A 19,127-nucleotide genomic window follows, 5' to 3' on the forward strand; every position below is an offset into this window, starting at 1 on the left:
TGCGCGTGCGGGCCGTCAGCTGCCTGTTGAGGAGGGCCGCTCGGGGTACCCGACCGGGCGTCGTGCGGCAGAGCCGAAAGGGTGTCGGCCGGCCGGGCGCGAGGGCGAGGATGGGCGGATGACTGCCCACGAGCGTGCTCACTCCTTCAACACGGCCGCCGCGCAGTACGCAGCCAACCGCCCTTCTTACCCGCCCGCCGTGCTGGACGCCATCGAGGAGTTGGCGGGACGCCCCCTCGCGTGCACCCGTGTGGCCGACATCGGGGCCGGCACCGGCATCGCCACCGCCCTCTTGCGGGAGCGCGGCGCCCGCGTCGTCGCGATCGAGCCCGGTGACGGCATGGTGGCCGAGTTCCGCCGCGCGCTTCCCGAGGTGCCGATCGTCCGGGGCGACGGCAACGCCCTGCCGCTCGCAGATGCCTCCCACGACCTGCTCACATACGCGCAGTCCTGGCACTGGACGGACACCGCACGCTCGGTCCCCGAGGCGCTGCGCGTGCTGCGTCCGGGCGGTTCGCTCGCGGTCTGGTGGAACACCGATGCCTTCGATGTGCCCTGGATCGCCGCTCAGCACGAGCGCATCGCCCGTCACTGCGGAGTGCGGCCGGCCTCAGAGGCAAGGCCCGACGACCTGCGCGCGGCGCGGCTCTCGGGCCTCTCGGGTCTGCCCCTCGCGCGCCGTCAGGTGCGCTGGAGCCGCGTCGTCTCTCTCGACACGCATCTCGCCAACATCGGCAGCCACTCGGCCTTTCTCGTACTCGGCGAGGCCGGGGCGCGCGCCTCCCTCGCAGAGGAGCGCACCCGTCTGCGGGAGATCTTCCCGGACGAGAGGGTGGAGGAGTGCTATCTGGTGGATCTGCTGGTGGTGGCCCGTCCCTGACGGTGCGTTTCTGAGGCCCGCCCTGATGGTCTGTCGCTGACGGCCTGTAGGTGACGGCTCGTCTCTGGCGGGGCGTCCCATACCCGGAGGGGGGCTCAGTCCACTCGCCTCTGGAAGAGACCCCAGGTGAATTCGGCGATCACCCCGTGCGGTTCGGCCGTTTCGGTGCCGGTGCCGGTGCCGGAGTTGGGGTCGGGGACCGTGCAGGCCAGGCGCCAACGGGTGGGGGCGCTGCCCTCCATCGGGCGGGCCGGCGGAAACGCGCGGGCGACCTCGTCGACAGTGCAGGACCAAGGGGTGAGGTCCGCGGCTGTCCGGAGGTCCGGGGCGGCGGCCCCGGGTGCGCGGACGAGCCAGGCGTTCCAGACGGTGCCCCGGCCGGCCGTGAGCACCTCGAACCGCAGATCCGGCCAGAGCGGAACGGGCCAGGTCAGCGCCTTGCAGGTCAGATCGCCGAGGCGCCGGGTGGTGACGCTCTCGGGGGTGCCGAGCAGCGCGCGGTAGGGCTGTACGCCGCCCGCCCGCGGCGCGTGCATCCGCGCCTGCCAGCGGCGGTTGGCCTCGCGCAGGTCCGCGCGGGACACGTCGAGCTCCCGCAACGCGTCCTCGACGAGGCCGGCCTGATGGTCTGCCATCCGGCGCAGCAGCACGAGCTGGAAGGCGACCGGCCCCGGCAGGCCGGAGGGGCCGTCGGAGCCGGGCGGCGGGTCGTTGTCAGTGGTGCGGTTCATGAGGGACATGGTCGTGGACGGTGCGGGTTTCGGGGGATCCGGGGTGGGCGCCGTCGGGGAGGAAAAGCACCGAATTGACGTAGCGGCGATGCGGGGCGAGCGAGCGGCGGAGGAGGCCGTGCTCGGCGACGTGGGAGGTGCGGGACTGATGAGCGGGCAGATCGAAGTCGGCCAGCGGTAGCCAGCGGTCGTGCGGCAGGACCCAGCCGCGATAGCCGTGGCCGGCCATCCAGTCCAGGACGGGTGTGAGTGGCTGGATCCGGGTCTCCAACTCGATGAACAGCGCCGGGCGTTCGCGTGCGACGGTGCGTGCGGCGCCGCGCAGCACGCCCAGCTCCCCGCCGTCCACGTCGATCTTGATGAGGGTGACGGACACCAGGTCCAGCGCGTCGAGGGGAAGGCAGGGCACGTCCAGGGCGGAGCCGTGCAGTTCGCGGCGTACGAGAGAGGAGACCCCGCGGTCGCCCCGGCCGTCAGGGGGCAGCCAGAGGGTGGCGCAGCCGGCGTGGTCGGTGGCCGCGGCGGGGACGACATCGACATGCGCCGGGGTGACGGAGGCGAGCAGACGGGCCAGGTGGGGCACGGGCTCGATGGTGACCACCCGCGCAGCGCGACGGGCCAGGCGCCGGGTCCACGGCCCGTACCACCCGCCGACGTCCACGGCCGTGCCGCCCGGCGGGCAGAAGTCGGCCAGGCGACGCAGCTCCGGTTCGAACCGCGGATAGAGCCCGGCCGCCAGGGCCGACACCATCCGGGCCGGCAGCAGGGGGCCGACCCGCGAGGCGAGCGTCACGACCGCGGCTCCTGCTCGGCGGGGCGGGCGGCGTCCGGGCGGGCGGCGTCCGGCGTCGGTCGTCCGGCGTCCGGCTGAGGCGGCCGGGCGCGCGCCGGGGCGGTTGCCGTGGCGCCGGGGCCGGTCTGGCCGGTGGGGACGGGGGCCTCCTCGCCATCAGCTGGGGCCGGGCAGGCATCGGAGGACGAGTCGGGGGGCAGGGCGCCGGCCCCCGTGAGGTGGCGCAGGATGCGTTCGTGCTCGGCATCGGTGACCTGCACGCCGGAGGAGGGGAGCAGCTGGGGGATGCCGTCGAGGATCGGATAGCGGCGGCGCAGCCGGGGGTTGTAGAGCACCTCATCGGGGGCGAGCAGGGACAGCGGTCCCTTGTCGAGCGGGCAGGCGAGGATTTTCAGCAGCGGGTCGTCGGGCTTCATGGCTCAGCTCCTCTGTGTCAGCGGCGGGGAGGGGAAGCGGTGGCAGACGGGGAGGGGGGAGAGGGCGGGGACGGCTACGGGTACGGAGAGGTGGAGGTGTGGAGGCTGGGGTGCTGGTGCTGGTGCTGGTGCTGGTGCTGGTGCTGCTGCGGCTGGGGGCGGCCGGTGCGGGTGTCCGGGCCCGAGGGCGGGGCCGAGGCCGGGCCCGAGGCCGGTGCCGTGGCCGATGTCCGGTCAGCTGCCCGGTCCGTGGCCAGGTCCGAGTGCCGGGCCGGTGCCGGGGTGCCGGGGGCGTCGTGGCGGGGCAGGGCGAGCAGGACGGCGACGGCCACGGCGGTGCCACCCAGACGCAGCGTGAGGCGGAGCGGGTCGTCGGGCAGGGGTTCGCCGAAGGTGAAGGTGCCGCACACGGTCGTGAAGACGCAGGTGACGGTGGAGCAGACGGGGACGATCACGGAGGCGCGGCAGCGTTGCAGGGCGGTCTGGGACAGGACCAGGCCGGTGGCTCCCGTGAAGAGGAGAAGGTAGGGATACGGCGAGCGGAGGAGTTCCGCGGCGGCGCCGGGGATGTCCCGGGTGGTGAGCAGGCCGGCGACGCCTTTGATCGCCAGCGAACTGACCCCGTAGAGGAGGCCGACGGCCACCCCGTAGGGGACGCCGGCGGTCGGCAGGCGGTGGCGGCGCCTGGCACGGCGTTCCGCCGAGCCGTACAGCAACAGACCTGCGGCCAGGGCCGGTACGGCGATGGCGAGCAGCGTCGCGGGCGGCGCGGTGCGGGCGATCGCCCTCGCGTCGTCACTCTGGAGGGAGGAGACGACCATCACCAGCGCGACGAGGATCGCCACGATGCTGCGCCGCTCCCGGCCGCTGGTCCGTTCACCCAGCACGACCGAGGAGAGCAGAAGCAGCAGGACCAGGCCCGAGACGAAGATGCCCTGGGCCGCGGCGATGGGGAGGGTGCGGTAGACGGCGAGTTGGGCGGCGAAACCGGCGGCCAGGGCGAGCGAGCCGCCGATCCACAGCGGGCTGCCGAGGAGGTGGCGGACCACCCGGGCCGGCCGCCGGGTGCTCAGCGCGGGCAGCGTGGACAGCGCGCGCTTCTCCAGCACGAAGCCGGTGCTGTACAGGACGTTGGCGAGCAGTGCGGACGCCACGCCCCACCACAGCATCGCCCTACTCCCTTCTCCGACGGGCATGCGCGAGCAGGATGGAGGCCAGCGACGGGACGTGGCAGGCGGCGCGGTCCAGGGGGCGCAACGGGCGCGGCACGTCGTGGTACGGCGCCCCGGCGATCCGTACGACGTCGAAGCCGGAAGAGGTGAGGAAGCCGCGCAGCGCGCGAGCGGTGTAGAGGCGCAGATGGCCGACGACCTGGGTGCCGGGCCGGCCGTGGATGCGGCGCATGCTCACCTCCGAGAAGACGGGCTGCACTCCCGCGAGCAGCAGGCCGCGGTTGTACCAGGCGGCGAGGTTGGGGGTGGACAGCATCAAGTGGCCGCCGGGACGCAGGACGCGGCGCAGTTCGTCGAGGGCGGCGTCGGGGTCGACGAGGTGTTCGATGACCTCGCTGAACAGCACGGCGTCGGCCGTCCCGGACGCGAACGGCAGCCCGCCGTCGGTCAGTTCACCGCGTACCGCGTAGGGAATGCGGGCCGCGGCGCGGCGCAGGGCGTCCTGCGACCAGTCGACGCCGACCAGCCGATGCCCGGCGAGGGCGTCCGCGGCGGTGGCCGCCGCGGTGCCGTCGCCACAGCCGATGTCGAGGATGGTGGCGGCCGGCGCCCCGGAGCGTACGGGCCCCAGGGCGCGGGCCAGCAGCAACGCTTGCCGCCGGCTCCGGGCGTCGCCGGACGCGACCGGCACGGCTGGATTCTCGTAGAAGTCGCGCAGTCCGTCGGGTGGGGCGGTGTCGGCGGCCCGGTGGCCCGTGCCAAGGGGCCTCGACGGCGTGGCCGGGCTCGCGGTGGAGCGGGTGTCGGGCGGCCGGGTCATGGGGCGTCTCCTTCGGCCGGGGGAGCGAGAGGGCGCGGTGGTAAGGAGCGAGGGTCGGCGTTAAGGGGCGCTGTTGGTGGGGGAGTTGCCGGCGCCGGTGGTGCTGGTGGTGGGGGTGGAGAGCCGGGCGAGGGGGCGGTCCAGGCGGTGGCGGTGAGGGAGGCGGCGAAGAGGGCGCCCAGGCGCGCACCGGCCGCGTCGTCCAGGAGGGCGTGTGACCAGCGCAGTGCGAGCTGGATGCGGCCGCCGACGGACACCGTGGTGACGGTCAGCCCACGTGGCATCCGGGCCGGGGCGGAGAACCACACCGCGGTGGGGCGGCCGGCGTCGCCGAAATCCAGCGGGTAGGGGATGCGGCCGATGTTGGAGAGCAGGGTGGTGGAGGTCCAGGGCGCGGCGACGGTGCGCAGGGCGCGGGTGGCGGCCGCGCGAAGTCCGACGGGCAGGGCCGGGGTCGTCAGCAGCGTCCCCGCCAGACCGAGTTGCGAACCGGGAGCCGACTTGAGGGCTCGGGTGCGCGACGCTGTACGACGCAGCAGCCGGGCCACCGCGTCCGGGTCGGGCGGGTCGGCGCACAGCAGCTCGGCGTCCCGGCGCTCCTCCGGGCCGAACCCGACCGAGACCAGCCGGGTGCCGTTTCCGATGGGCATGTTCGACCCGCGCGGACGGTCATCGACGGGCATGGTGACGACGACGGGGGAGGCGGGGCTGCTGCCGTGCAGCCGGTTCCAGCGGGCGACCGTCAGACAGGTGGCGACGAGGAGTTGGTCGTTGACCGTGTGCGGCGCCCGGCCGTCGACACGCGGCGGCCGGGCCGGCACGGGCAACTCCACGATCAGCATGCCGTTGCCGTGGGCGGAGCTGGAGCTGGAGCCGGGGCCGGGGCCGAGTTCGGAGTCGTAACCGGCGCCGTACCCCGTGCCCGTGCCCGTCCCTGTGAACGCGCCGTTGTCCTTGCGCCCGTGTGCCTGCTCATGCCCCTGCCCTCCGCCGTGGTCGGCTGCGATGCGGGCCGGGCGGGAGAGGGCGCGACGGGGGGCCGGTGGGGAGTCGGGCCGGGCGGGGGCGGTGCGGGGGCCGGTTTCGTGGGGGCGTACCGGTGGTGGGGCGGGGGAGTTGTCGGCGCCGCCGTACAGTTCGGCGGCGGTGGCCAGGACGCGGAGGCAGGCCGGGCCGTCCAGCGCTGTGTGGTTGATGGTGAGGAGCAGGACGGTGCCGCCGGTCCCACCCGGTTGTTCGATCACCTCCAGCCGTACGGGTGGTGACGCGTCCAGTGGTGGGCAGTTGGCGAGCGCGCGCTGCCTGGCCTGGGCGAGTGCGTCAGCGGTGGGGGGCGGGAAGACGACCGGGTCGGTGTCGGGGATGGCGGTGAGCTGCCACTGGTAGCGGCGGCGCCACCAGCGGACGGGGGCCTGCCGCATCAGGATGCGGGGGTGACGGGCGAGCGCCTGGTGGAACGCGGCGCGGATCCGGGCGCGGTCGATTCGGCCGGGGAGGTGCACTTCGATATGTACGGTCTCCGGCTCGTCGTCCTGAAGACAGTGGCGGGCGATCTCGTCGACGACCGGGAAGGGGACGTGGCCGACCACGGGCGCGCGAGCCGTGGTGGAGCTGACGTTCTGCCGGGCGTCCGGGGCGATGTGGGCGTCGGGAGCCGTGGGGCTGTCCGGGCTGAAGTGATCCCCCGAAGTGGCATGGTTCCCCAGCCCCGCACGGTCGTCCAGCCCCGCACCGTCACCCGGCCCCGCAGGGTCACCCCGCCCTGCCGCGTCACCCGGGCACGCACCGTCGTTCGAGGTCTCCACGGGCCGGTATCGGCGGTCGGCGGCTTGCTCGCCGGACGCGCGGCGCCGAGCCGGTTCCAGTGCGGTCATCGGGCGGTCTCCTCCCCGCTGTTGTCGGGTCGGCCGGGGCGGTTCCTTCGACGCTGTTCGGCCCACTTCGGTCCGCCGCCCTGCGACCGCCCGCGGGCCATGATCGGCCGCCCGACCTCGGCCGCACCGTTTGCCGCGTCCGCCCGATCCGACCCGTCGGCTGCCACGAACCCGCCGTCCGCGTCCTCGGCCCCCGCCCGCTCGGCCCCCGCCCCTCCGGCCCCTCCGGCCCCTCCGGAGGCTCCCGTCCCGCGCCGGCGGCGAGGCAACGGCGGCCACGTTGACGAGACCGACGGGTCCGACGGGCCCGTCGGGTCCGACGAGGGTGACGAGGGTGACGAGGCCGATGAACGCGACGCGGCCGCCGCGGCCGCCGACGATGACGCCGCATGCCGGTCCGGCACGTGTGGCGCCCTGCTGCTCGTCGCCCCTGTGCCGGAGTCCGTGCCCAGGTCACCGCGCGGGACCGCCGCCGGGCCCACCGCTGTCCCGTTCGCCCGTATCGCGCCGGTGGTTTCCCGCCGCGGGGGTACGGTCACGACCGCTGCCGCGAGCGCCAGGAGGGCCAGTGCCTGTGCCATGCTGCTGAAGGCGCCCCGATCGGCGGCGACGGGTTCGCCGGCACCGAGGGCCGCGGTGATGCCCGCACCGAGCATGGCCAAGAGGGCGAGCGGACCGAGGAGTTCGGGCCATCGGTGGGCGAGGACCGCCAGTACCGGCACGATCAGGGCGTACGGGCCGGCTGCCAGTGCCACCACCGCGGTGAGGGCCAGCGTGCCCACGAGCCAGGAGGGAGCAGGTGGTGCGGGGAGGGCCGGGGGCGGCGTGCGGGGGGAGCGCCGGATCAGGGCGGAGGCGAGGAGCAGCAGCACGCCCAGCGCACCGCCGACCAGGCCGAGGTGGTAGGTGGTGGCCGGGCGGTAGGCCAGTTCCACGGTACCGCCGGCACCGGCCGGGACGAGGAAGGCCTGCTGCCAGCCGTCCACGCGGAGCGGTGTCAGTTCCCGGCCGTTGAGGGTGGCGTGCCAGCCGTCGTTGGCGTTCTCGTGCATCTGGAGGTACGCGCCGGGGCCGGACCCCACGGCGACGGAACGGCGATCGCCGGACCAGACCTTGGCGGTCACCTGGCGCGCGGGGGTGGCGCTGGCGGAGGAGGAACTCCCCGCGACCTTCCCCGTCCCCGTACCCCCGCCCGTCGTCAGCGTGATGTCCGTCAGGGCCAGCGGGCCCTGGTCGCCGGCCTCCACGCGGTGGCGGCCGGCCGGCAGTTCCAGGCGGCCGTCGCGGGCCTCACCGGCGCACAGCTCCACATCGACCGGGCGGCGTTCGGTGAGATCGCGGACGTACCCGGATGCCTTGGTGGCGTGCAGGGTGCCGTCGACGGCGAGGGCCGGGCCCTGGCCGCAGCCGAGGGAGAACCGCTTGCCGGCCGCGGGCCGCGGAGTGCGGTACGCGTCCAAGGCCGGGAGGTAGACCTCGCTGAGGCCGACGGGCAGTTGAAGGGCCTGTCCGGCGACCGGGTTGTGCAGGGTCAGCGGTTTGACCTTGCTGATGGTGATGTCGAGCCGGTCGGTGGTGATCGGGTCGAAGCGGGCCTGCCCGTTCTCGTCGACCCCCGCGGTGGCGGCCCCGTCGGGGGAGTTGATGAGGATCTGCTCGGGGCGGGTGGAGACGCCGCCGGCCGCGGCCAGCACGATCTGGTCGACCTTCTTCCGGTCGGGCCAGCGCAGATGCAGGGTGGGCCGGTCGCCCGCGATCCAGGCGGTCGTCAGATCCCCGTCGACGAGGTTGCGGGGGCTGAGTGACTGGCCGAAGCCGAAGCTGGTGGAGTCGGCGGTGGCGGTGATCCGGTCCTTCTGTTCGGGCGCCGTCCGGTCGAGGAGCTGGTCGAGTTCCGCGCCGGGCACGGCAAGCGCCTTGCCGGAGACGGCGTAGGGCGCGTCCGCGTCGGTACGGAACTGGCGGTGCAGCCCCACCTCGGCGGAGACCGGTGACAGACCGCCGGGGTCGCTGCCGCGGTGCAGGGAGTAGGTCGTGGCGGCGGCGCCGGAGTTCCGGGCGTCGGTGGGGAGTTGCAGCAGGCGGGTGACCTGGACGCCGGGGACGGAGATCTCGGAGAAGCCGGCGCCGGAGAGGCCGGCGCGTGGCGTCTGCGAGCCGAGAATGGTGACCTTCAGCCATTTCGCGGTGCCCGCGGGGGCCTTGACCTGCTGCTTCGTTCCGTCGGGCCGCAGCGGGCTCTCCGCGCTGCCGCGGTCGGTCTCGACGCGCACGGACGTGGGGGCGGCGCGCAGCCCGTCCCCGGGGAGCGGGGTGAGGGAGAGCGCGGCGGGCAGGGTGGTGGGCAGGGTGAAGGCGATCCTGGTCCACTGGCCCACGGGGTCGCCTGCGCTGCCCTCTGCCCAGGCGGTGTCCGGGTTGCCGTCGAAGGCGTTCACCGGGTCGTACTGCGGCAGGTGGAAGAGCCAGTTGCCGCTGGTGGAGGCGGTTACCGAGGAGGCGCCGCGCAGGACGGCGGTGGTCTGGTGGCCGGGTCCGGGCGTGGGGAGGATCTGCCGAGGTGGCCGGCCGGGGTCCTGGACGCTGTCGGGGTGGTTCGTCTCGCCGGCCGTGTAGGTGTACGAGGTGTTGCTGTTGACCAGCCCGAAGCGGGTGTCGGCGCGGCGCAGCCCGTCGGCGGTCAGTTGGAGCGGTGGGGTGCCGATACCGGGGTGGCGGTCCCCAGTCAGCACGGTGGGCCGGTCGCGCAGCGTCGGGTCGGCCGACAGTTGCAGGAGTGTCTCGGGGCCGCCGCTGAGCTGCGCGGTGTCCCCGACTGCCCTGGTGGTGACGGGGCCGGGCTTCGGGGTGTCCCGGGGCCGGTAGATCTCCACGGAGCGCTGGCGGGGATAGAGGCCCTGGATCTGGAGCGGGGCCCCGGCCGGGATGCGGCCGCCGGTGGTCAGCGGGCCGAAGGCCGCCGCCTTGCGGTAGCCGGAGGCTTCCAGGGTGCGTTTGACGGTCTGCGGCGGGACGTAGCCGATCTGGTCCGGGTCGAGATCGTTGCGTACGACCACGTCGTGGAGGCCGGCCCGGTGCAAGTAGTCGCGCAGGCCCGGTACTTGGGCGCCGGTGAGCAGGGCCTGCTCGACGGCGTCCAGGGTGCGGCGGGCGCCGGGTGTGCCGAAGGGGACGAAGTCGCGCTGCGCCCAGGGCGATGTGGCGAGGACGTCCAGGGGCTCGTCGATGGGGGAGCCCCAGGTGTAGATGCCGTGTGCGGTGGCGGGGACGACCAGGGCGCGGTTGCCCGGACTGTGGCTCTTGAGCCAGCCGGCGGTCTGTTCCCAGTAGGCGGGGAGCCGGGTGAAGGCGCCGGGCTGGAGGATGCTGCCGGTCAGGAAGGGCAGGGCGAGGGCGGGCAGTACCAGCACGGCGGTCAGCAGCGGCAGGAGGCGCGGCGGGAGGCGGCGGGCCGGGGCACGGCGGCGGGCGCCTCGGCGCGCGCCGGTGGTGGCGAGCAGATGCGCCAGCCCCAGCGTGAGCGCCAGCGCGAGGCCGGGCGTGAACTTGTAGATGTTGCGGAACGGGCGCAGCCAGCCGTTCAGCCAGTCCTGCCACACGCCGTGCACGGGGCCGCCGAGCGCTCCGCCGTAACCGGCGAGCGCGATCAGCGCGACGGTCAGGACCGTCAGCAGCAGCCAGCGCCGCTCGGGCAGGTCCCGGCGGGCGAGCCCCGCGAGGCCGAGCGCGGCGGCCAGCGCCGAGCCCAGGACCGCGAACGTGTTGGCCGTCATCGTCCAGCCGGCCGGCAGCCAGGGCTCACCGAAGTTGAGGTAGCCGACCCAGTTGCCGGCCCCGCGCAGCAGTTCCGTGGCGGACATGGTGCCCGTGGTGGTGTCGGCCTGCTCGATGAACGGCATGAAGTTCTCGCCGTGCACACCCAGCAGGAGGAGGGGGACCACCCACCAGGCGGTGGCCAGCAGCACACCGGGGACCCACCAGGCGAGCAGCTTCGGCCGCCGTGGCCCGGTGCGGGAGAGCAGATAGAGGCCGACGGGCAGGAGCGACGCCAGCGTCGACGCCGCGTTGACACCGCCCATGAAGGGGATCAGCAGCGCCGAACGGGTCGCGGCCGTGCGGGCGGAGAGCCGCGGGTCGGTCAGCGGTAGCAGGACCCAGGGCAGCAGCGCGCCGGGGAGCGCGGCGGCGGAGGTCGAACCGATGACGATGGTGAAGGTGGGCCACAGGGCGTAGCAGGCGGCTGCCGGCAGCCGGGCCGGTGGGGCGCCCACGCGCAGCCGTTCCATCAGTCGCAGCGCGCCCCAGAACGCGGCCGTGACGATCAGCGACATCCACAGCCGCTCGGCCAGCCAGACGGGCAGCTGCACCAGATCGGCCAGGCCGTAGTAGGGGAGGGTGGGGAAGGCGTAGCCGATGTACTGGTCGGCGATGCCGCCGAAGCCGGCCCGGTCGTGCCACAGCTGCCCGAGGTCACCGAGGAACTTCCACGGGGCGGTGGTCACGCCGAGCTTCGTCTCGAAGGTCATCTGCCCCGGCGAGGGCACGAGGAAGCCGGCCAGGGCGGCCGCCCAGAAGGCGAACAGCCAGCGTCTGCGGCGGGGTTCGCCCGGTGGCGGGCCGGCCGGGGGCGGTGCCGGGGTGCCGCCCGGGTCGGGTGTGCCCGGTGACATGGACTGTTCGAGGGTGTGGGTCATCGTGACCGCCGGGGGACGAGGGGCTGCCGGTGCGCGACGCGGGGCGCGGTCACGGCAGCCGCCGGAGGATGAGGAGAAGGTTCCAGGTGGCGACCTCGCGCACGCCCGGGAGACGGGGGATGGTCTCGGCGAGGAACGGCGCGTAGCGCGAGCGGGCAGAGACGACGGCGATGTCCTCGCGTGCCCGTACGTGGCGCAGCGTGCGGCCGATGTGCACGGCGAAGAGGTTCTCGCCCAGGGTGTGCTTGGCCGGCCGGCCGGTGCGCCGCCGGTAGCGGGTACGGGCCCGCTCGGCTCCCAGGTAGTGCCAGGGCGCGGTCTCGTGGCCGCCCCAGGGGGAGAGCCAGTTGGTGAAGGAGACGTAGATCAGTCCGCCGGGGCGGGTGACCCGGATCATCTCGCTGAGGAAGGTCTGCGGGTCGGCGACATGCTCCAGGACGTTGGAGGAGAAGCAGATGTCGGCGGCGCCGTCGGCGAGCGGCAGCAGATAGCCGTCGGCGACCACCGCGCCCTCCGGGGCGTGGCCGCGGGAGGTCAGCTCGGCCGGGTCGGGCTCGAAGAGATACCCGTGTGCGCCGCGGCGGCGGAACTCGTCGGTGAAGTGTCCGCTGCCGCCGCCGATGTCGGCGACCACCGCGTCCTTCAGGGGGGCGTAACGCTCGACCTGGTCGGCGGCGTCCCGGGCCAGCAGCCCGTAGCAGTGCTCCGGTTCTGTCTGCTCTCGCAGGAAGGCACGGAAGAGGGTGTAGGACCTGCGCAAGGAAGGGTCGCGCACCGGAAGTTCACCGCCTGGGGAGCGTCTGCAGGAAAGCCTCCGCGGCGACCGCCCGGAAGCTGCGGACCGTGTGGCCCCATCGGAAGCGGTCGGCGCGCTGTGCGGCGGCGGCTCCCAGGGCGTGCCGGCGGTGGGCGCTGAGGGCGAGGGAGCACCAGTGCGCCGCGAACGCGCTCTCGCCGCGGGCCAGCAGCCCGGTGGAGCCGTCCTCGACGGAATCTCGGAGGCCGGGGATGTCGAAGCCGACGGCGGGGGTGCGCCGGGCGGCGGCCTCCATGACCACCAGGCCCCACCCCTCGACAAGTGAGGGGTGCAGCAACAGCCAGGCCGAGCAGAGGAGTTGGTGCTTGCGCTGTTCCGAGATGTGGCCGGTGAAGGTGACGTCCGGGCCGGCCATGGCGGTCAGTCGTGCCCGCTCCGGGCCGTCGCCCACGATGACCAGCCGTCCGCCGGTCACCGGGCGGACCCGTTCCCACAGGCGCAGCAGCAGGTCGATGCGCTTGTACTCGACGAGCCGGCCCATGGCGAGGAAGAGCGGCTCCGGCGCCTCGGGCACGAGTGGGCCGGGTTCCTCCACCCCGTTGTGGACCAGGCGGACGCGGTCCGGTGCGACGCCGAGTCCGTGCAGGGCGGTCGCGGTCGAGCCCGAGACGGCGACCATCAGGTTGCGGCGGTGGGTGCCGGCCAGCGCCCAGTGCTCCAGGCGGCGGCCGAGCCGGGCGGCCGGGGCCGGGTAGCGCATGCCCCACAGGTCCGTGTGGACGTGGTTGACCAGGCACAGGGTCGGCCCGCGGTGCCAGAGCGGCGCGAGGTAGGGCATCCCGTTGCACACCTCGACCAGCAGGTCGCAGTCACCGACCCGGCGGTTGAACTGGCGTGGCACCCGCAGGAAATGACCGGCGTCGCCGCCTGCGGACACCACCCGGTAGCCACGGCCGGGGGCGCCTCCCGGCGCGAGCGGAGCCGAGAGCTCGGGGGGAGTCGGCCCGCCGCAGAGCAGCGTGACCTGATGGCCGTGTGCGGTGAGTCCTGCGGCGATCCGGTCCACCAGGAGCTCGGAGCCGCCGGCGGCTGGGTTTCCCAGGTCGCGGCGGGCGAGGAAGACGATACGGCGGGGGACCGGGGGCGGCCCGGAAGCGGGGGGCGCTGATGGTGCGGAGGGTGCGAGCGGGACAGGCGAGGGCGCGAGGGGCAGGGACGGTCGTACGTGCTGGGGCATCTGTGCTCCAACTCGTCTCAGGGTGCGGTACCAGCGGTGGGGGACGTACTGCGTGCTGAGTCGTGGGGGCCGTGCTGCGGCGGGTGCTGCGGTGTGGAGTTGTCGCGCCTTTCCTCTCCGCGGCGAGCAGTGGGGGCTGCTGCCGTGGGCCCGCGGTGTGCGGGACGTACGGGCCGGTGGTCACCGCGGGGGGCGCGGCGGCCACCGGCCCGGTGCCTGCCCTGGGGGAGCGGCGGTTTACCGGATCGGCGTTCCTGGGTGCCGGTTCCGGGACCTGCGGTCTCCGGAACCGGCCGGGCTTGGGGCACTGCGGATTTCTGCCGACCGCATGGCCGGACGTCTGCGTGTGGGGTCGATAGTTTTCGCCGCCGTGTTCGATGCGGCTACTCACCGGAATGACAAAATCCGCCCCCGCCGGGGCTGATGGTTCATCACTTCGCTCAGGACCGGCCGGTCGACCGCCTGCCGCGCACCACCAGCACCAGGCCGGTCAGGGCCAATACCGTGCCCGTCGACGCGGCGCCCACCGGAAGTGTCCGGCCGACCAGTGCGAGCTTGTCGCTGTCCGCCTTCGCCAGTGCCACCTGCGCGCGCTGCGTCGCCGGGGTGAACCGGAGCTTCTCGCCGTGCAGCAGCGTCACCGCGGTACGCCGGGCACCGGGGGCGCGCAGCGTCTTGAGCGGCGAGATCGAGGCGTTGATGATCCGGCCGGTGCGCTGCTCGACGACCAGCTCGATCCCGGAGTTGGCGTACCACTCCTCGGCCTGGATCTGGCCCTGCCCCGGCCGGCCGACCAACCGGCCGGGGACCTGGCGGCTGCCGGTTCTGGTGGCCTGCACCGTCCCGGTGAAGCGATAGCCCTGGTATCCCTGGATCTTCTGCAGACCGGCGAAGCGGAGGGGGACGGCCGCCCCCAGTGTGTTGTCCCACCAGCGGTAGGTCCTGCGCTGCACATCGAAGGGGAATTTGAGGTAGGCGTCGCCGTCGAAGCGGGTCGGGGCCTCCTCGCAGCAGTGCACCGGGGCGTTGCTGTGCCGGTCGGTGACCCAGCGCTCGGTGGTCCACTGGAACGCCTTGCGGGGGTCCTTCAGGGCGAGGGTCCGCGGGGTGTCGACCGTGGTGGAGACGTCCCACACGGCCCGCCCGCTGCGCTCGCTCGCCGCCACATCGCCCAGGACGTGCCGGGTGATGGTGATCTTCTGGCGCTCCCTGGTCCTGAGCGACCCGGTGTCGAAGTAACTGCCGGTGCCGGTGAAGACGGTGGTGGCGTCGACATCGACCGGGGTGGCCTTCGCCCGCGGCGTGACGTACCAGGCCAGCAGGGGTGCGAGGGCCAGCAGGAAGACGCCGAGACCCCACAGGATCAGCGACAGGGGCGACGTCGAGGGAGAGCCTGACTTACCGGATTCACGCATACGAGCACTCCTGGAAGCGGTGAGGGGAGACACGCTCTGGTGCACGTGCGGCGACCTGATGCGCCATGGGCCGGGAACGTAAGGGAACTCTTGACAGGGCGTCAATGCCCTTCCACACTCGGCAGGCACCACGACTGACGTGGTGCCGCGCTGTGGGAACGCGGCACCGAGCCGGACCACTTCCGGGCGCCGGGGGACACCCCCGGGCCCAGGACCGTGCCGGGTGCCGCACCGAACTCGACGGGGACCGACGACCGGTCTCCGGCATCGACGAAGGGGCTCGCCGCGCCATGCACCGAATGCTCGCCGCCGCACTCACCGCGCTGACCGCCACCGCCTTGGCCGTCGGCGCCGCGCTAGGCATCGTCGCCGCCCTGGAAGCTCCGCCCGAGCAGCCGAACGTGCCACTGGTGACCTTCGACCGGGCCGGCGAGTAGGGGCCGGCATGCTGAGGAGGCCGCGTCCATGGTGACCGCCGTCCGCTCCGCCTGGCGGGAGGTCCCGCCGTACCAGGTACGGCAGTTCGCCGCCCAGGCGCTGGAGGAAGTGCCCACCCTGGCGGCGGACATCCTGCGGGAGATCCGCCGCGAGTACCCACAACTCCCCCTGGTGCCGGACGACTTCGGCGAACCCCGCGCGCTGGTCGGCATCCGTCAGTCCCTTGAGCACTTCGTCGCGCACCTGACGGCCGGCCTGGACCGCCCGCACGTCCACCCGCGGGTCTTCCAGGAGTTCGGCCGCGGCGAGGGCATCCAGGGCCGCAGCCTGGACGCCCTCCAGGCCATGTACCGGCTGGGCGTACGGCTGGCCTGGCGACGGCTCGCCGAGATCGGCCAGCAGGTCGCCATCCCGGCCCCCGCGATGTACGAACTCGCCGAGTCGGGCTTCGAATATCTCGACGGGCTGGTCGCCGAGTCCGTACGCGGCTACGCGGAGGCCGCGGCCCGCCAGGCCGGGGAGCGATTACGCCTGCAACGCCGGCTCATGGAGCAGCTGTTCACGAGCGCCGGCAGCCCGGGGCCGGGCGGCGCGGAGGCGAACGCTCCGGGTCCGCGGGCCGAAGGGCACGGCCTGCGGCGCCGGAACCGGGAGGGCTGCGCCGCCGACGCGGACGGCCGGATGCCCGCGCTCGCCGAGCGTGCCGCCCGGATCGGCTGGCCGCTGCCGGAGCGGGTCGCGGTCGCGGTCCTGCTGCGCCCGGCCCGGGAGGCGGTGGCGCCCGCCGTCGCCTCCGACGTGCTGCTGGACATGGAGTGCGAACGCCCACGGATGGTGGTGCCGGAGCCGGACGCCCCCGGCCGCGGTGAGCTGCTGCGCCGCGCGGCCGCCGGCTGGTCCGGCGCGATCGGGCCCGCCGTGCCGCTCCTGGACGCCGCGAAGTCGCTGCGCTGGGCCGGCATCGCGGTCGATCTGATGGAACGCGGCCTGCTGCCCACGGGCGAGCTGCTGCAGTGCACCGAGCACACCGAGGCGCTGGTACTGCTGCCGCCCGAGGAGCTGATCGAGGACCTCGGCCGCCGCCGGCTCGCCCCGCTGACCCGCTGCGGCCCCACCCACGGCCGTCGGCTCGCCGAGACCCTGCTCGCCTGGCTGGAGACCCGCGGCGGCGCCCCCGAGGTCGCCGCCCGGCTGGGCGTCCACCCGCAGACCGTCCGCTACCGGCTGCGCCAGATCAAGGAGTTATGGGGCGAGGACGTGGACGACGCGGACCGCCGCTTCGAACTGGAACTGGTCCTGCGGGCCCAGCGACTGCGCGGAGAGTTGAACTGACGGTCGCGTGGGGCGCGGGCCTCACTCCGGTGCGAGGCCCAGCATCCGCTGGAGCAGCTCCTTGAGCAGGGTGCGCTCGGCGACGGTCAGCTGGCCGAGGGGTTCGCGGGCGAAGTCCAGCGAGCTGCGCAGCCGCTCGGCCGTGCGCGCGCCCTCATCGGTCGGGGCGGCCAGCTTGACGCGGCGGTCGGCCGGGTCGGGGCGGCGCTCCACCAGGCCGCGGGCCTCCAGGCGGTCCACGATTCCGGTGACATTCGACGGCTCGCACTTCAGTCGCTGCGCCACGCGCCGCATGGGCAGCGACTCAACGGCAAGGAGGCTGAGAACCCGCGCCTGGGCGCCCGTGAGGGAGTGCTCGGCCGCGGCGTGCTCGTACTCCTCGTAGTAACGGGCGACGACGGTGCCGATGAGGTCGACGACCTCGACGGTCAAAGGGTCTGCGCGCGGTGTCATGCAAGCCAGGATACCCATTTGCTTGACAAGATGAAATATCGAGGAGCATGGTTGTTTCAGTACATGAAGCATTAGGAGGAGCGCTCTTATGTCCGCACTGCCCACGACCGGCCGTGAATGGCACCTCGTCGCCCGCCCGCACGGCTGGCCCACCCCGGAGGACTTCGCGCTGCGCGAGGCCGCGGTGCCGGAGGTCGGCGAGGGACAGATCCTCGTCCGCACCCAGCACTTCTCGGTCGACCCGTACATGCGCGGCCGGATGAACGACGTCAAGTCCTACGTCCCGCCGTTCCAGCTGGACCAGCCGATGGACGGTGGCGCGGTAGGTGAGGTCATCGCCTCCCGCGCGGACGACATCGCCGTCGGTGACCACGTCCTGCACGGCCTCGGCTGGCGGGAGTACGCGGTGCTGGACGCCAAGCGTGCCGCGAAGGTGGACCCCTCGCTGGCTCCGCTGACCGCCTACCTCGGCGTGCTGGGCATGCCCGGCCTGACCGCCTACGCGGGCCTGCTGGAGGTCGCCTCCTTCAAGGAGGGCGACGTCGTCTTCGTGTCCGGCGCGGCCGGTGCGGTGGGCAGCGAGGTCGGCCAGATCGCCAAGCTCAAGGGCGCCTCCCGGGTCATCGGCTCCGCCGGATCCGACGAGAAGGTCAAGGTCCTGGTCGAGGAGTACGGCTTCGACGCCGCCTTCAACTACAAGAACGGCGACGTCCACAAGCAGCTGAAGCAGGCCGCCCCCGACGGCATCGACGTCTACTTCGACAACGTCGGCGGCGACCACCTCGAAGCGGCCATCAGCGCGCTCAACGTCCACGGCCGCGTCGCCATCTGCGGCATGATCTCGATGTACAACTCCACCGAGCCGTCCCCGGCGCCCCGCAACCTCGCGATGGTGATCGGCAAGCGGCTGCGCCTCCAGGGCCTGCTGGTGAGCGACCACTCCGCACTGCAGCCGCAGTTCGTCGAGGAGGTCTCCGCCTGGATCCGCTCCGGCGAGCTGAAGTACGGCGAGACCAAGGTCGCCGGCATCGAGAAGGGCGTCGAGGCCTTCCTCGGCCTCCTGCGCGGTGAGAACACCGGCAAGATGATCGTGAGCCTCGACGGCTGACCCCGCGGAGCGGACCGTTAGGCTCTTCGGAAGCCGTCGCGATCCGTGGGCGCGAGTCGCGGCGAACCACAGGAGGATTCTGTATGTCCATCCAGACCGTCGACGTCGTCTACACCGCCGTCGCCACCGCTGAGAACGGCCGTGACGGCCGCGTCGCCAGCGACGACGGCAAGCTCGACGTAGTCGTCAACCCGCCCAAGGAGCAGGGCGGCAGCGGCGCCGGCACCAACCCCGAGCAGCTCTTCGCGGCGGGCTACAGCGCCTGCTTCCAGGGCGCGCTCAGCGTCGTGGCCCGTCAGGAGAAGGCGGATGTCTCCGGCTCCCGGGTGACCGCCAACGTCGGCATCGGCAAGACCGAGGCGGGCGGCTTCGGCCTCACGGTCGAGATCACCGCCTCGATCCCCAATGTGGACGCGGCCACCGCCAAGGACCTCGTGGAGAAGGCGCACCAGGTGTGCCCGTACTCCAGCGCCACCCGTGGCAACATCGAGGTCAAGCTGACCGTCGCCTGACGCGTCACGCACAGCCGAAAGCCGAGGGCCGCACCCACCGGGTGCGGCCCTCGGCCGTTGGGCACCCGGGACGCCTAGGGCTCGCGCGCCTCGCGGTCTCGCGTCCGCTGCGCCGCGGTCCCGCAGTTTCGCTGCGCCTCTGCGCCGCGGTCCAGCAGCCCGCGGTCCCGCAGTTCCGCTGCGCCGCAGCCCCACCCCGCTCATGCCGCCCACCGGCGACCACCTGCCACATCGCGAGCGGTGGCCCCGTGTCGGTCGCCGGGCCGTGCCTGCCGCGCCGAGCGGTGGCCTGCGGTCGGTGGCCGGGGCTGGTGCCTGTCTCGCGAGCCCCGTGCCGCCCACCTGTCACATCGCGAGCGGTGGCCTGTTCTCGGGCGCCCGGCGGTGCGCCTGCCCTGCGTGCTGGCCCGCTGCCGGCAGCCCGGAGCCGTTCCTGCCGCGCGTGTGGTGGCTCCGTGTCGGTCGCCGGGCCTGCCTGCCGCCCGTGTGCTGGCC

General features: G+C 73.7%; 15 protein-coding genes and 1 pseudogene. 5 read left to right on the plus strand and 11 right to left on the minus strand.

Annotation, left to right across the window (positions count from 1 at the left end; all coding sequences use genetic code 11):
• Positions 1–118 precede the first annotated feature (118 nt).
• Positions 119–880 carry a class I SAM-dependent methyltransferase gene (locus ACH4FH_RS23085; protein ID WP_398557757.1) on the plus strand — a complete coding sequence of 254 codons (762 nt, stop codon included), beginning with the start codon at positions 119–121 and terminating at the stop codon, positions 878–880.
• Positions 881–975: 95 nt separating this feature from the next.
• Here the strand turns inward: ACH4FH_RS23085 and ACH4FH_RS23090 are convergent, their stop codons facing one another.
• The 10 genes and pseudogenes from ACH4FH_RS23090 to ACH4FH_RS23135 form a co-directional block, all read right to left on the minus strand.
• Positions 976–1,611 (minus strand): hypothetical protein, encoded by a 636-nt coding sequence (locus tag ACH4FH_RS23090; protein ID WP_398557758.1) that lies wholly within the window; start codon positions 1,609–1,611, stop codon positions 976–978.
• Positions 1,595–2,404, minus strand: coding sequence for an FkbM family methyltransferase (locus ACH4FH_RS23095; RefSeq protein ID WP_398557759.1), 810 nt, complete (start codon positions 2,402–2,404; stop codon positions 1,595–1,597). The genes ACH4FH_RS23090 and ACH4FH_RS23095 overlap by 17 nt, the downstream gene beginning before the upstream one ends.
• A gap of 215 nt (positions 2,405–2,619) precedes the next feature.
• Positions 2,620–2,820 (minus strand): annotated as a pseudogene (locus ACH4FH_RS23100) (Trm112 family protein); the annotation flags it as partial.
• 74 nt (positions 2,821–2,894) lie between these two features.
• On the minus strand, positions 2,895–3,989 hold the full coding sequence (locus tag ACH4FH_RS23105) for a DMT family transporter (protein WP_398557760.1): 1,095 nt from the start codon (positions 3,987–3,989) through the stop codon (positions 2,895–2,897).
• Between the two features lie 4 nt (positions 3,990–3,993).
• On the minus strand, positions 3,994–4,812 hold the full coding sequence (locus ACH4FH_RS23110; protein ID WP_398557761.1) for a class I SAM-dependent methyltransferase: 819 nt from the start codon (positions 4,810–4,812) through the stop codon (positions 3,994–3,996).
• Positions 4,809–6,686, minus strand: a complete 1,878-nt coding sequence (locus ACH4FH_RS23115) for a condensation protein (protein ID WP_398557762.1) — start codon at positions 6,684–6,686, stop codon at positions 4,809–4,811. The genes ACH4FH_RS23110 and ACH4FH_RS23115 overlap by 4 nt, the downstream gene beginning before the upstream one ends.
• A complete protein-coding gene (locus ACH4FH_RS23120) occupies positions 6,683–11,380 on the minus strand; it encodes an alpha-(1->3)-arabinofuranosyltransferase family protein (protein WP_398557763.1) in 4,698 nt (1,565 codons plus the stop codon). The genes ACH4FH_RS23115 and ACH4FH_RS23120 overlap by 4 nt, the downstream gene beginning before the upstream one ends.
• Before the next feature lie 49 nt (positions 11,381–11,429).
• Positions 11,430–12,155 carry a class I SAM-dependent methyltransferase gene (locus tag ACH4FH_RS23125; RefSeq protein ID WP_398557764.1) on the minus strand — a complete coding sequence of 242 codons (726 nt, stop codon included), beginning with the start codon at positions 12,153–12,155 and terminating at the stop codon, positions 11,430–11,432.
• 7 nt (positions 12,156–12,162) lie between these two features.
• The gene (locus tag ACH4FH_RS23130; RefSeq protein WP_398557765.1) at positions 12,163–13,374 is read right to left on the minus strand and encodes a glycosyltransferase family 4 protein; all 1,212 of its coding nucleotides are present in this window, start codon (positions 13,372–13,374) and stop codon (positions 12,163–12,165) included.
• A gap of 440 nt (positions 13,375–13,814) precedes the next feature.
• Positions 13,815–14,789, minus strand: a complete 975-nt coding sequence (locus ACH4FH_RS23135) for a DUF3068 domain-containing protein (RefSeq protein ID WP_398557766.1) — start codon at positions 14,787–14,789, stop codon at positions 13,815–13,817.
• Positions 14,790–15,079: 290 nt separating this feature from the next.
• On the opposite strand from ACH4FH_RS23135, the gene ACH4FH_RS23140 reads away from it, so the two are divergent.
• Positions 15,080–15,226: a hypothetical protein gene (locus ACH4FH_RS23140; RefSeq protein ID WP_398557767.1), complete on the plus strand. Its 147-nt coding sequence runs from the start codon at positions 15,080–15,082 to the stop codon at positions 15,224–15,226.
• A 28-nt stretch (positions 15,227–15,254) separates the two neighbouring features.
• Positions 15,255–16,559, plus strand: a complete 1,305-nt coding sequence (locus tag ACH4FH_RS23145) for a helix-turn-helix domain-containing protein (RefSeq protein WP_398557768.1) — start codon at positions 15,255–15,257, stop codon at positions 16,557–16,559.
• A 21-nt stretch (positions 16,560–16,580) separates the two neighbouring features.
• On the opposite strand, the gene ACH4FH_RS23150 is transcribed toward ACH4FH_RS23145, so the two are convergent.
• Positions 16,581–17,012: a MarR family winged helix-turn-helix transcriptional regulator gene (locus ACH4FH_RS23150; protein WP_398557769.1), complete on the minus strand. Its 432-nt coding sequence runs from the start codon at positions 17,010–17,012 to the stop codon at positions 16,581–16,583.
• Between the two features lie 88 nt (positions 17,013–17,100).
• Here ACH4FH_RS23150 and ACH4FH_RS23155 point away from each other — a divergent pair, with 88 nt between their 5' ends.
• Together ACH4FH_RS23155 and ACH4FH_RS23160 are read left to right on the plus strand one after the other, a co-directional pair.
• Positions 17,101–18,120, plus strand: a complete 1,020-nt coding sequence (locus ACH4FH_RS23155) for an NADP-dependent oxidoreductase (RefSeq protein WP_398557770.1) — start codon at positions 17,101–17,103, stop codon at positions 18,118–18,120.
• A gap of 83 nt (positions 18,121–18,203) precedes the next feature.
• Positions 18,204–18,632 (plus strand): organic hydroperoxide resistance protein, encoded by a 429-nt coding sequence (locus ACH4FH_RS23160; RefSeq protein ID WP_398557771.1) that lies wholly within the window; start codon positions 18,204–18,206, stop codon positions 18,630–18,632.
• The last annotated feature ends 495 nt before the right edge of the window (positions 18,633–19,127 follow it).

The sequence above is a fragment of the Streptomyces sp. NPDC017993 genome, assembly GCF_044328065.1.
Lineage (GTDB): Bacteria > Actinomycetota > Actinomycetes > Streptomycetales > Streptomycetaceae > Streptomyces.